Raw genomic sequence first — 13,703 nt, 5'->3', positions numbered from 1 at the left:
AATCCCTTCTCTCCCATTTTCATTTATTTTTAAACTTCAAAAATAGATGGACCTGCGTTGAAATAACGCGCTTCTGGGTGAGCAAATACCATCGCCGATACGGAAGCCTCTGGCTCCATCATGAAGCCCTCTGTCAGCTGAACGCCGATATCCTCTGGACGCAATAGGCGGAATAACTGCGCCTGATCTTCCAGGTTCGGGCAAGCAGGGTAACCGAAGGAAACTCGAATGCCTTGGTATCTGGCTCCGAAACGTTCTAGCATCGTCATCTCAACCGGGTCCGGTATGCCCCACACGTCGCGCATGACGTGGTGAATTCGCTCAGCAAATGCCTCTGCCAGCTCCAATGCCAAGGATTGGAGGACATGAGAGCGCAAGTAGTCACCACGATCTTTTAGCTCTGTTGATTTTTCGCGAATCCCGCCTCCAGCCGTTACGGTCAGGAATCCGACATAATCCATTTCCTTGCTCTCGACTGGTCGCAAGAAGTCGGACAGGCAGAGATGAGGTTCTTCCAGCTGACGCGGGAACGAAAAGCGCTCCAGCAGCTTGCTGTGGTCTTTTGGATCATAGACCAAAATATCGTTGCCATCTGACTGAGCCGGGAAGAACTGATACACACCGTGTGTCGTAATGGTTCCTTTTTGCTTCGCTTCCTTTAATAGCTCTTCCACAATGCCGTATAGTTCCAGTACCTTCTCGTCGCCTTCCTCTATCAATCTATCTACATTTCCGCGTACACCGAGGTGTTTTCCGAGGAGCATCCGCAGGTTCAAATACGGTTGCAGATGGCTCAGCGGGTATTGTCGCAGAACATGTCGTTCACAATCGGGCGGCAGATGGATTGGAACGGTTCTGCTAATGGCTGAACGAGCTGGCAAAGGTGCTTTTTTCTCCTCGACAACAGGCTGAGCCGTTGCGACAGCTTCCAGCAGATGCTGCTGTTCCTCTACCAAGCGATCTCGTTCTTCCGGATTTTGCAGACGATTCACGAGGTCCAGACCATCCATGGCGTCTTTTGCGTATAAAACAATTCCACGGTATTCCGGTGCGATCCGATTCGATGTGAACTTGCGCGTTAACGCCGCACCGCCAACCATCATCGGGATATCAATGCCTGCATCACGCAGGTCTTGTGCAGTAATGACCATTTGCTGCGCGGATTTTACCAAGAGTCCAGACAGACCGATGGCATCCGGCTTTTCTTCTCTGCATGCAGCAATCAGTTGCTCTGGTGGTACCTTGATTCCTAGGTTCACGACATTGTAGCCGTTGTTTGACAAAATAATTTCCACGAGGTTTTTCCCGATGTCGTGTACATCACCCTTGACTGTCGCCAACAAGATTTTCCCCTTGGCAGCGGCATCGCTTTTTTCCATGAACGGCTCTAAAAATGATACAGAAGCCTTCATGACTTCCGCGCTCTGCAATACTTCTGCCACGATCAGCTGGTTGCCGTTGAATAGGCGACCGACCTCTTCCATCCCCGTCATCAACGGACCGTTGATGATCTCGAGCGGTGCGTATTTATCCAGAGCCAGCTTCAGGTCTTCCACCAGACCATCCTTGGAGCCTTCGACTACATAACGGGCCAAGCGTTCTTCGAGCGTTAACGAGGAGACTTCCACACTGACTTCCTTTTTCTTTTGGCGATAAAATTCTGTGAAAGCCGCCAATGTCTCATCATTTGTCTCGAATAGAAGGGCTTCTGCCAGCTTTCTCTCGTCTTCCGGAATCGAAGCGTAGCGCTCCAGCTTCTCCGTGTTGACGATGGCGTAATCAAGCCCTGCGAGAGTGGTGTGGTACAAGAAGACCGCGTTCAGCACTTCCCGCCCAGCAGGAGGCAAGCCGAAGGAAACGTTACTGACACCCAGGATCGTCTTGCAAGCAGGCATTGCTTGTTTGATCAAACGAATGCCTTCTACGGTTTCCTTTGCAGAGCCGATGTATTGTTCATCCCCTGTCCCTACTGGAAAGACGAGTGGATCGAAAATAATATCCTGTGGCTTTATTCCGTACTGGTTGACAAGAATGTCGTACGAGCGCTGCGCGACCTCCAGCTTCTTTTCGCGAGTGATCGCCATACCCGCTTCCTCAATCGTTCCAACGACAACGGAGGCACCGAACTTGTGAATAAGTGGGACGACTTCCTCGAATCGCTCCAACCCGTCTTCCAAGTTGATCGAGTTGAGAATCGCCTTTCCTTGCGAATAGCGAAGTCCCAGCTCCATGACCTTGGCATCTGTCGAGTCGATCATGAGGGGCGCTTTTACTTTTTTCACGATGAACTGTAGGAATTTTTCCATATCTTCATATTCATCACGGTCGGGGTCAGCCAAGCATATATCGATGACGTGTGCGCCACGTTTTACTTGGGCTCGGGCAATATCAGATGCTTCTTCATAGTGTCCGGCTGCAATCATTTCACGAAATTTTTTGGAACCGATGACATTGGTTCTCTCCCCAACTAGCAAGGGACGATTGTCATCTTCGACGTAAACGACCTCGATCCCGGAGACCGCGCTCAGCGGTTCTACAGCTGTACTCCGTGGCTTGCAGTCTTTCAAGGTCTCTGCCATCGCTTGAATATGGTCAGGCGTTGTTCCACAGCAGCCGCCAGCGACGTTTATCCAGCCCTGTTCAGCGAATGCTCGCATTTTCGAAGCAAGTCCCTGTGGTGTTTCATGGTAATGGCCATTCTCGTCTGGCAAGCCTGCATTCGGATAACAGCTGACCGCACATTGGGCAATTCCTGATAGTGTCCGCAGGTGATCGCGCATGAACTCGGGTCCTGTCGCACAGTTCAGACCGATAGAGACAGGCTTTATATGCTCCAAGGAGATGTAAAACGCCTCGATGTTTTGACCCGCCAGCGTCGTGCCCATCGGCTCAATCGTACCTGACAGCATCACCGGGATCTCCTGTCCAAGCTCTTCAAAAGCTTTGCGAATCCCGATTCCGCCAGCCTTGACGTTCAACGTATCTTGCGAAGTTTCCAAAAGAAGCACATCGGAGCCACCGAGAATCAGACCTTTTGCCTGACGATAATACGCCTCGACCAGTTCTTCGAAAGTGACACCACCTGTCAACGAAAGGGTTTTGGTCGTAGGTCCCATTGCACCTGCTACAAAACGCGGCCATTCCTCCGTGGAATAGGCATCCACCGCTTCTCTGGCCAAGCGTGCTGCCGCTATATTGATTTCAAGGTCCTTCTCTGCCACATCGTACTCAGCCAAAACAATGGAAGCAGCACCAAACGTATTTGTCTCGACAATGTCTGCGCCCGCCTCTAAATATTTCTCGTGAATCGAACGGATCACATCTGGTCTGGTCAGGTTCAGGAGTTCATTACAGCCATCATAGGCTTCACCGCCGAAATCATCAGCGGTCAGGTTCGCCTGTTGAAGCATGGTGCCCATTGCACCGTCCAGAATCAGAATTTTCCGGGAAAGCTGTTCGCGAAAAGTTGGTTTCATTGACGTGCCCCTTTTCTCCCTTGCATCGGCTTATTCTCCATAATTGGGTAAATAAAATAAAAAAATCCTCTTCTTTGAAAGAAGAGGATTTGTCAGCAGATAAGAAAACGCCTGAGACATCCTCTTATCTTTCAAAGCACGTAGCTTTGCTGGAATTGGCACCGGATTTTTACCGGTTGCCGAGGCTTCATCAGGCCAGTCCCTCTGCCTCTCTGGATAAGAGTCGTACACTTGTCATTTAGTTAGTTTGCGAAATGTCTTGAATGTTTGCAAGTATCTTAACACCCCCTTTGTCTCCCCGTCAATTGTGAATTGTCTATTTTTTACGGTGCCTCTCCTCTTACGCGCCCATTTTTGCCTAAGCTGGGCATCCGCCCAGTCCAATATCGGCATTCGTGTATAGACTGGAGTATAACGGAAAGGAGGGGAAACAAAGATGAGTACATCTTTCTGCGGTAACGGATTCTTCGGTGACTGCTTCGCAATCGTGCTCGTGCTGTTTATCCTGTTGGTTATTATCGGGTGTTCCTGTGACGAGTGTTAGATAAGTGTAAAAAAGGCTATCCCAAAGGCCATCAGGAATGGCTGCGGGATAGCCTTTTTTTCTTGTTATTTGGTGATGATCTTGCCTGTCACGGCATCCAGAGTAATATATTTGCCCGCTAGCTTTTCGTCGCTCCACGGCACATACGCCAGCTTTGGTTGAGCTAATTTTTGCCCATCCACATCTTTCATCAAATAGACCAGCTTCAAAGGCATGACGCGTAAATACGCCTCAACAGCCTTGTCTTTCGAGACGATCTCGTCGGATGCTGGAAGCTCCACCAACTCGTGCGTCTCTCTGTAGTTTTCAAACTTTGTCACTTTGCCAGAAGATGGATCGACTGTTACTGAATAAGCCGCTTTTTGCCCGCGATCCTGTACTGGAATGCCATCCTTGCTCATGAGATATCTGAATTCCCATTCGCCCGATGACACAGGATTCGCTTCGCCTGGCTGTATGACTTGCGCCAATTGCACTTCTTTTATGCCTGGATCAACGTATTTAGGCAGAAAAGCAAGTGCAGCCTCTTCCGCTTGCTCGCGTTTGACTGTCACTGCTGTATCGGATCGCGGTGATCCCAGCCCGACGACACTGCCTGTTTCTGCGAGAACTTCTACGCCGATATACTTGTCATTTTTATCATTCCAGACGTATTCCTTGCGTCCGTCACGGTTACTCTCTCTATAGGTCGAGTCATCCACTTGTATGCCGAATTCCGCTTGCAGCAACGCTTTTGCCTCATCCTTGGAGCGAACCTTGACGTATTCCTTTGGAGATTCGATCGGATGTGCTTCCTTCGTATTCAACTGATCATAAGCAAGCCCGTTATCTCCCGTTCCATACACCATCTTGCCATTGGTTGCGTCGATATACCACTCCGTACCATCTTCACGTCCTCTTTGCATGAAGGAAACAGCTGGCGTGTACTCCAGAATGGGCTGCCACATATCCCCTTGTTTTGATTCTTGCCGTATTCTCGGATTCTGCACGTATCGAAGCTTCATATTCTCGCTCAGCTCTTTGATGGCTACCTCTTCTGACACAGCAGTCGATACATCCGGGTACTGCGACGGCTCAAATGTTTCGGGCTCCATCCTGAAAGATTGGACGTGGCCAGAGTCAGTTGTTATTATGCTAATTTCATCAGACAACACTGGCAGTTCGTTATGATATCGCAGATACAACCCTGGATCGTTGGCGTCCAATAACCGATAGTTATCACTATCCGCCCCGAGCAGTTTGTTCAGGAACTGTCGCTCTTGCTGCAAGGCTTTTTCTCCTTCTGCTTCTTTCCGGCTCGCTGCTTCCTTTTCATCCCTATTCAAAAGCCTATACGATTCCAGTGCTTGACCATTTCCATAGATCACAAGCGAAACCTGATGCCCCTCCTTGTTCGTTTTCCCCAAAATGAATGACATGCCATCGTGGTTCTTTTCTTTATCCAAAAGAAGAAGGGATGGGCTCAAATCGGGCATGGCATCTGTCAGCTTGGTGAAAAAGGCTTGTTCGCTCTTGTTCAATCGCCCGAAAAACGCGACTTGCTCCTGTTGGTCAATTCCAACCGACATTACGTCGAACGGAACGGGCTGGCCGTTTTCCATTCGTTGATAATTCACGCTCATCCATGGGCCTTTTACCATATACTCGTCGGTATAGATCTGAGTCTGGACGTGCTGATAGGACTTGCTTCCCTCCCCAAGGAAAGCTTGTAGAAATGCGTTTGCCGCATTCTCCGCAGTCTTGGCTGATGGCAATTTCCCTTCCTTCTGTTCTCCTCGATCACCATCAATTGTAAAGCTCTCAATTTGTCCTGTCTGTATATCATAAGCAACCTTGGCACGAGCATTATCGCCTTCCAATAACGTTAGATCACTGATTCCATAGCTTGTACGATCCACTCTTATTGTCATCTTGCTCAAGGCTGGAATCACTTTTTTCAATGGTAAGATGGCCTCTTCCGGCGACACCATTACACTGTTCTGATTTGCCTCTTTATTGTTTGTTTTCGTAGCAGTCGTTGCAATCGCATTCGTTACATTTTTACCACTTGGCATCTGTGGAAACCAGCCTTGCTGGTGCATGCCCACAGCAGTTACCGCCAAGCACGCTGCCAGCGAACCAGCTACAAAAATTCTGTTTCGATTCTTGCGTTTATTCTTTGCAATCGCACCTCTGATCCGTAATTCCATCTCTTTTGTAAACCTCACTTCCTCCACTGATTCCTCACTTGCGCTCCGTACCGCTTCACGCATTTGCTTATCTACGTCCATTCCAATCCCTCCTTTTCACACAATGCCTTAAAATGTTTTCGGGCCCGTGACAATTGGGTTCGTACGGCATCTTCTGAAATATCCAGCACTTGCGCCATCTCTCTTATCGACAAATCCTCATAGTAATGAAGTACCATGACTTTTCGGTACAGCGGCGAGAGCTTCATCACCTGCTCCGCTACTTGTACCTTGCTCATTCGTCCGATGACTGCCGATTCAACGTTTGCGGTGTCGGCCTCTTCCGGGGGTGCTTCCTCTTTGGAGAGGTAGGTAGAAAAAATCTGGCGAAAGGACCACGAACGTAAATATTTGCGGGACTCGTTGATCGCGATTCGGTAAAGCCACGTTTTCACGCTACTCTGATGGCGGAACTGATCCAGACCCCGATATGCCTTCAAGAACACTTCCTGGGTAATGTCTTCCGCGATTCCCCGATCCTTGACGATCAAGTAGGCGAGCTGCACGATGTTGTCTCCGTACTCGCTCATGAGTCTCGTCAGCTTCTCCTCGTTGGTCAATTGCAGCGTCCAGTCCGCTTCGCTACTTTTGGCACTTGCATTCACGTACTGTTCACCTCCTTGTTACCTGTTGATATGTATTTGATCCAGCTGGCTTATTTTTGTGACAAGATTATCCAACTATTTTATTTATAATCCTTTTCCCTTCTTCCACCGCTGCACTCCGTTGCGTTGCTTTCATTGTCAGCGCACATTGCTTTTGCTATCATGAGGCTTATTGTAGAGCGAAAGGAACGAGATGACATGGATGACATTCAAGCACGTGAAAAAGACAAATTTCTCTCCTGTTTGGAGACCATAAAAGAACTATCCAAATCCGAATTTGAAACCTATTCCATCGTTAAGAATACCGAAACGGGAGAACATTATCTCCACTATTTTTTGTCCCACATTAACTTGTCCGAGGGAGGCAGCAGAGACGATTACGATCACTTCCTGCCGATTGAATCCGACGATATTTTAGCGATTATGTTTGGCGAACAGCCTTACCAGTTTCCGGAGAACTGGCGCTCCGCTTATTTGCGCAGTGGAAATGACAATCGATTGATCCCGTTCGATCCATCGGAAAATTACGATCTGGACGATGCGGCGGCTGCCGAGCTGGCCATGCTCGAAAAGCTGGAACAGTACAAAGAGCAAATGATGAACGCAGATAACCTCAGCCCGGAAGAAAGGGAAAAGCTGACCAAGCAATATTTCGCGGAATTAGATAAGATTTTAAAAAAACCTTGATCGAGACACCTTGCATCATGACGGACAAAACAGCTATAATTCTAGAGAAACAAACGAATCGTTGAAGAGGATAGTACTCCTTGTGTGAGGACGAAAGCGAGTCGGGGATGGTGTGAGCCCGATGCCAAACCATGTGAGGAAGCGCCCCTCGGAGATGCCGCCTGAACATCCTACGCCAGCCATAATGGGCAACGGATCGTGTAGGGCTTTGCCGGGACTGCCCGTTACAGCAGGTCAAGCGGTTTTTGCCTTCCTGTTCGATGGAAGGGAAAAACAACAAGAGTGGCACCGCGGGAGTATAACCTCTCGTCTCTTTTTCACAGGAGACGTAGAGGTTTTTTATTTGAAAGGGGAATTTTAGATGAGCTACAAACACCAAGTCGCTGAAAAGATTGCCGCTGCGCTCTCCTCGATGGGCGTAGACACACTGACCAAAGAAGCCGTATACGGCATGCTGGAAACACCACCAAACCCTGCAATGGGCGATGTGGCCTTCCCTTGCTTTCAATTGGCAAAAGCATTGCGCAAAGCTCCACCGATGATCGCAGCAGAGCTGGCTGGACAGCTCTCCGGTGCACCATTGCGCGAATCGCACGCAGTTGGTCCATACGTGAACCTGTTCCTGGATCAAGAAAATGTGGCCGAGCAAGTTATCGGAACCATCCTTACCCAAGGCAGCACATACGGAAGCAGCCATGTCGGTGAAGGACGCAAAGTACCAATCGACCTCTCCTCCCCGAATATTGCGAAGCCGTTTTCCATGGGGCACCTGCGCTCTACCGTAATCGGAAACGCGATTGCCAACATCATGGAAAAGCAAGGCTATGACCCCGTTCGCATCAATCACTTGGGTGACTGGGGTACACAGTTCGGTAAACTGATCGTTGCGTACCGCCTCTGGGGTGACGAAGCAAAGGTAAAAGCAGAACCGATCAAGGAGCTGCTCAGCCTCTACGTTCGTTTCCACGAAGAAGTCGAGAACGATCCTACCCTAGAAGATCAAGGGCGTGAATGGTTCAAAAAGCTCGAGGATGGCGACGAAGAAGCTCAGCATCTGTGGAAATGGTTCCGTGATGAGTCCCTCAAGGAATTCATGAAGATTTACGACCTGATGAACGTAGCCTTCGACTCCACACACGGTGAAGCATTCTACAACGACAAAATGGATCGCGTTGTTACGTTGCTCGAAGAAAAAGGTCTCTTGACTGAATCCGATGGTGCAATGGTCGTGAACCTCGACGAATACAACATGCCGCCATGCCTGATCAAAAAATCTGACGGCGCTACCCTGTACGCAACGCGTGATTTGGCTGCAGCCCTCTTCCGCCACGAATCGTACGATTTTGCTAAAGCACTTTATGTCGTAGGAAACGAGCAACGCCTCCACTTCCAGCAGCTCTACAAAGTGTTGGAAAAAATGGGCTATGCGTGGTCCGCAAATATGCACCACATCCCATTCGGCATGATGCTCAAGGACGGCAAGAAAATGTCCACGCGTAAAGGAAAAGTTGTTCTCTTGGAAGAAGTGTTGGCACAAGCCATTTCTGATGTCCAAAAAGTCATCGAAGAGAAAAACCCTACGCTGTCCACTAAAGAAGAAGTGGCTCGTCAAGTCGGGGTAGGCGCAGTTATTTTCCATGACTTGAAAAACTTCCGCCTGAATGATGTCAACTTCTCCTGGGAAGAGATGCTGACCTTCGAAGGGGAAACAGGACCATACGTGCAATACGCACACGCGCGTGCATGCTCGCTGCTGCGCAGAGGTGGCTACCAGCCAGCAACGACTGTGAACCTGGCTTCCGGTGCACTCGACAGCAAAGAGGCTTGGGCAGTGATTACCCTCTTGAACGCATTCCCAGAGGTAATCGAACGTGCTGCCGATAACTTCGATCCGTCGCAAATCGGCAAGTATGTGATCGACCTGGCGCAAACATTCAACAAATTCTATGCGAATGTACGCATCCTGGCTGAGGAGGAAGATGTGACAGCATCCCGTCTCCAGCTCGTTGCAGCAGTCGTTGCTGTGCTGAAGGAAGGTCTGCGTCTGCTCGGTCTGGCTGCTCCAGAAGAAATGTAAGAAAGCATACGAAAAGCCGGTTGCTTCCTCTTGTGGGGATGCGCCGGCTTTTTTGATTGTCCCGTGTCATCATCATTCTTCTGTGAGATAATGGAACGATGGTAGATGAAAGAGGTGAGCAACGATGGGAAGAAGTGTACATTTCGGCAAGACGGATTTTACCTTGCGTCTCACTGGCTTGCATACACTCTTAGCCTTGAAGAACACGATCACGATCCCTTATCAATCGATCAAGCATGTCGAGGTTGGTTCTTTTGTTCCACCAACATGGATGTTACGCATGCCAGGGACGTCTTTTGGACCTTTAAACATTTATGAAGGAAGCTTTCAGCATCGAAATGAATGGTACTTCCTTTCTTTTGCCCAGACGGATTCGTTGTTGATCCTAGAAGTAGAGGGTCATGCCAAATATCAGCATGTCATTGTACAGCTGGAAAACCCAACAGAAGTAGCGGCTACCTTGCGAAAATACTTACGCGACCAAAAGGCCCCCTAATAGCGCTCAAGCTCCATGGCAAAAAGCCCCGAAATTTCAACGTTCGGGGCTTTTTCATTTGCACATGAGCAGTTTACATGGTCAAATTTTCATAGATCACTGACATTCCCATGCCACCTGCCATGCACAGCGTCACCATGCCATACTTCTCGCGTCTGCGCATCATTTCGTTCATCAACGTCACTGTCAGTTTGGCTCCAGTTGCTCCCACAGGGTGACCCAAGGCAATCGCGCCTCCATTGACATTCACCTTACTCGAGTCCAGCTCCAAGCATTTGATCACAGACAAAGCCTGGGCGGCAAATGCCTCATTCAATTCGATGAGCCCAATGTCTTCGAGGTTCAAGCCCGCTTTCTCCAGTACTTTTTGCGTGGCGGGAACTGGCCCGATCCCCATCACGTCAGGTTCGACTCCTGCGCTGGCAAAAGCCTTTATTTTCACGAGTGGAGTCAAACCCGCTTCCTCCGCCTTTTCACGGGACATCATCAATACAGCGGCTGCGCCGTCATTCATCGGACACGCATTTCCGGCAGTGATGGTCCCCTCCTTTTGAAAAACACATTTCAGCTTGGCGAGTTCTTCTAGCTTGATATCATGGCGTACGGACTCATCCTGCGCAAAAACACGTGTGCCTTTACGATCCTTGATTTCAATCGGTACGATCTCATTCGTGAACGTGCCCGCTTCGATTGCTGCCGCTGCTCTTACGTGGCTTTCGTAGGCAAAACGATCCTGCTCCTCACGGGAAATACCGTATTGTACAGCCAGCCGTTCTGCGGTCATACCCATATGCTCGCCGGTCAGCGAGCAGATCAAGCCATCGGACAAAAGAGCGTCCTCCATGGACAAATTGCCGAATTTGCTGCCCCAGCGATTCTTCACGAGGTAGGGAACGTTACTCATGGACTCCACTCCGCCCGCAATCACCACATCCTCTTGACCTGCTGCAATGGCTAGCGCACCGTTGCCAATTGCTTTCAAACCTGAACCACAGGCTTTGATCACGATGTGACCATAGACATTGCGTGGAAATCCCGCCAGCTGCGAGCTGATACGTGCAGCATTGAGTCCTCCCCCATGTACGTACCCATTGCCAAAAATCACTTCATTGACTTGTTCCTTCGGCAAATCAACCTTCTTCATCAAGCCTTCCAATACTTGCCGCCCCAGCTCTGTTGCTGGTACGTCACGCAGGCTTTTTCCGAATGCACCCACAGCACTGCGCACACCCGCGACAATGACTACGTCTCTCATACTCCAGCTCCCCTTCGTTTTTACGCTATTACAGTACACGGTTCAAAAATTCTCTCGTGCGCTCTTCTTTCGGGTTATTAAAAATTTCGTGGGGTCTAGCCATCTCGATGATCTTGCCTTGATTCATAAACGCCACCCAATCGGCCACTTCCTTGGCAAACCCCATTTCGTGCGTCACAATAATCATCGTCATTCCTTCTTGTGCGAGCTGCTTCATGGTCTCTAGCACTTCCCCTACCAGCTCTGGGTCAAGCGCTGAGGTTGGCTCGTCGAAGAGCATGATCTCAGGCTTCATCGCCAGCGAACGAGCAATGGCCACGCGTTGCTTTTGTCCACCGGAGAGGCTGGATGGGTAGGCATCCGCTTTTTCAGAAAGACCTACCTTTTGCAGCAGCCGGAGCGCTTCCTGCTTCGTTTCTTCCTTGTCCGCTTTCTTCGCAATCAGCGGTGCCTCCATGATGTTTTCCAGAACCGTTTTATGCGGGAACAGATTGAAGTGCTGGAACACCATGCCTACCTTTTGCCGTACTTTGGTCAAGTCATCCTTCTTCGGGTCGATGCTGTTCCCTTCGATATAAATCTCTCCGCCGTCCTTGATCTCCAGAAAATTAATGCATCGAATCAATGTGCTTTTCCCCGATCCACTGGCACCGATCAAGACGACGACCTCGCCCTTTCCGACTTGCAAGGTAACATCCTTGAGAACTTCCACTTTTCCAAAGCTTTTCTTCAAATTTTGCACGCGAATCATTTCTCTTTGCTTTTCCATCGTTTTTCCCCTCCGCTTTACGCCTCTCCTTTTGCCAAACGCTTCTCCATGATGTGGACCACAAACGTAAACGCCATGACAATAACCAGGTAATAGAGCGCCACAATCAAAAAGTACGTCATTTCATCAAAGGTTTCCGCAGACAAGCGGCGGGCCAGCGAGAACAACTCATCCATGGCAATGAAAGCGGCCAGAGACGATTCCTTCAAAGACAAAATAAACTGGTTGCCAAGCGGTGGGATCGAACGTTTCATCGCTTGCGGCAAAATGATCCGACGCATGGTCTGACGAGCGGACATACCCAAAGACAGCCCTGCCTCCATTTGTCCTTTATCAATTGACTGAATAGAGCCCCGGAAAATCTCTGCGATATAGGCTCCACTGTGAATCGCCAAAGCGAGCGCTGCCGACCAAAATTGACCGAGGTCAATGACTTTGTAAAAGCCGAAATACAAGACGAAAATTTGCACGACCAACGGTGTACCGCGAATGATCATGATGTATGCATTGGCTATGAAACGTGCAACTGGAAGCTTGGATACCTTTAACAAGGCGACAAACAATCCGATAATCGAGCCTACGATAACAGAAGCGATCGTCAGCTGAAAGGTCAGCAGCAACGGCTTCCAAAAAAACGGCAATGTCCGGAAAAACTCTTCTGTCAGATGGGCAAAACTGGGCACTAGATGCCACCCCTCACTCGTAATGGAATTTACTTTTTATATCAGATCACTATTCTGCTTTACTGATGTCGCGGTTAAAGTACTTTTCGCTCAATTTGACGTAGGTTCCATCCTCCATCATTTGCTTGAGCACTTCGTTGATCTTGTTCAGCAATTCCGTATTTCCTTTGCGCACTGCGATTCCATGCTTGACCTCCGAGAGTGGCGACCCGCTTTTCTTGAGCTTCAAGCCTTGGGCAATGGCAATTTCCCCAACGACGCTATCTGTAATCACGACATCGTGTTTTCCTTGCTCCAAGGCACGCAGAGCCGTTACATCGCTGTCATACGTCTTGATGTTATCCGTATACTCCCTCGCCATCTTTTCGTGTGTGGTGCCGAGTGCGACTGCCACTTCTTTGCCTTTTAAGCCTTCCAGTGTGCTAATCGTCCCATCCGGGCGAACGAACAGTTGACCACCAGACAAGTAGTACGGGTCTGCGAAATCAACCTGTTGCTTCCGCTCTTCTGTAATCGCATGGCTGGCAATCGCTGCATCGTAGCGTCCTTCCTTTACCCCTGCGATAATACCGGAAAAAGGCGACGTGACTGGCTTTGGCTCAAGCCCCAAACGCTTGGCGATCTCATTGCCGATCTCGACATCAAATCCGGTCAATTGACCATCCTTGAAGTAGCTGAATGGCTGATATTCACCGGAAGCCGCGTATACAAATACGCCTGCCTCTTTTGTCATCGATGATGCATTTCCAGCAGTAGCGCCACCCGCTTGACCTCCCGCACTGTTAGTGGATGCTCCTTGGCTACATCCGCTTACGAGTAGTGACAACGAAAATACGACCCCTGCGATTGTTTTCCATGTTTTTTTCATCTGTTTCATCCCCCA

11 protein-coding genes and 1 riboswitch are annotated in these 13,703 nt (G+C 49.4%); of the genes, 4 read left to right on the top strand and 7 right to left on the bottom strand.

Going from position 1 to position 13,703, the window contains the following annotated elements:
• Positions 1–29: 29 nt before the first annotated feature.
• On the bottom strand, positions 30–3,476 hold the full coding sequence (gene metH, locus BBR47_RS11325; protein ID WP_012685907.1) for a methionine synthase: 3,447 nt from the start codon (positions 3,474–3,476) through the stop codon (positions 30–32).
• Between the two features lie 121 nt (positions 3,477–3,597).
• Positions 3,598–3,699, bottom strand: a riboswitch (SAM riboswitch).
• A 213-nt stretch (positions 3,700–3,912) separates the two neighbouring features.
• Between metH and BBR47_RS30290 the strand changes: the two genes are divergently transcribed.
• Positions 3,913–4,020, top strand: a complete 108-nt coding sequence (locus tag BBR47_RS30290; protein WP_012685906.1) for a YjcZ family sporulation protein — start codon at positions 3,913–3,915, stop codon at positions 4,018–4,020.
• Between the two features lie 65 nt (positions 4,021–4,085).
• Here BBR47_RS30290 and BBR47_RS11320 read toward each other — a convergent pair whose 3' ends face one another.
• Together BBR47_RS11320 and BBR47_RS11315 are read right to left on the bottom strand one after the other, a co-directional pair.
• Entirely contained in the window at positions 4,086–6,290 is a 2,205-nt protein-coding gene (locus tag BBR47_RS11320) for a YcdB/YcdC domain-containing protein (protein ID WP_012685905.1), read from the bottom strand.
• Positions 6,281–6,853, bottom strand: a complete 573-nt coding sequence (locus BBR47_RS11315; protein WP_012685904.1) for a sigma-70 family RNA polymerase sigma factor — start codon at positions 6,851–6,853, stop codon at positions 6,281–6,283. The genes BBR47_RS11320 and BBR47_RS11315 overlap by 10 nt, the downstream gene beginning before the upstream one ends.
• 198 nt (positions 6,854–7,051) lie before the next feature.
• Here BBR47_RS11315 and BBR47_RS11310 point away from each other — a divergent pair, with 198 nt between their 5' ends.
• The 3 genes from BBR47_RS11310 (at position 7,052) to BBR47_RS11295 (ending at position 10,113) form a co-directional block, all read left to right on the top strand.
• A complete protein-coding gene (locus BBR47_RS11310) occupies positions 7,052–7,540 on the top strand; it encodes a hypothetical protein (protein WP_012685903.1) in 489 nt (162 codons plus the stop codon).
• Between the two features lie 361 nt (positions 7,541–7,901).
• Entirely contained in the window at positions 7,902–9,617 is a 1,716-nt protein-coding gene (gene argS, locus BBR47_RS11300) for an arginine--tRNA ligase (RefSeq protein ID WP_012685901.1), read from the top strand.
• A 124-nt stretch (positions 9,618–9,741) separates the two neighbouring features.
• A complete protein-coding gene (locus BBR47_RS11295; protein WP_012685900.1) occupies positions 9,742–10,113 on the top strand; it encodes a hypothetical protein in 372 nt (123 codons plus the stop codon).
• Between the two features lie 73 nt (positions 10,114–10,186).
• Here BBR47_RS11295 and BBR47_RS11290 read toward each other — a convergent pair whose 3' ends face one another.
• The 4 genes from BBR47_RS11290 to BBR47_RS11275 are packed head-to-tail and all read right to left on the bottom strand — an operon-like array spanning position 10,187 to position 13,688.
• Entirely contained in the window at positions 10,187–11,368 is a 1,182-nt protein-coding gene (locus BBR47_RS11290; protein WP_012685899.1) for a thiolase family protein, read from the bottom strand.
• Between the two features lie 28 nt (positions 11,369–11,396).
• On the bottom strand, positions 11,397–12,137 hold the full coding sequence (locus BBR47_RS11285; protein WP_041749374.1) for an amino acid ABC transporter ATP-binding protein: 741 nt from the start codon (positions 12,135–12,137) through the stop codon (positions 11,397–11,399).
• Between the two features lie 17 nt (positions 12,138–12,154).
• Positions 12,155–12,820, bottom strand: a complete 666-nt coding sequence (locus BBR47_RS11280; RefSeq protein WP_012685897.1) for an amino acid ABC transporter permease — start codon at positions 12,818–12,820, stop codon at positions 12,155–12,157.
• A gap of 49 nt (positions 12,821–12,869) precedes the next feature.
• A complete protein-coding gene (locus tag BBR47_RS11275; RefSeq protein ID WP_012685896.1) occupies positions 12,870–13,688 on the bottom strand; it encodes an ABC transporter substrate-binding protein in 819 nt (272 codons plus the stop codon).
• Positions 13,689–13,703: the final 15 nt, after the last annotated feature.

Source organism: Brevibacillus brevis NBRC 100599 (assembly GCF_000010165.1).
Lineage (GTDB): Bacteria > Bacillota > Bacilli > Brevibacillales > Brevibacillaceae > Brevibacillus > Brevibacillus brevis_D.
This window is presented reverse-complemented; position numbering and strand designations above follow the sequence as displayed.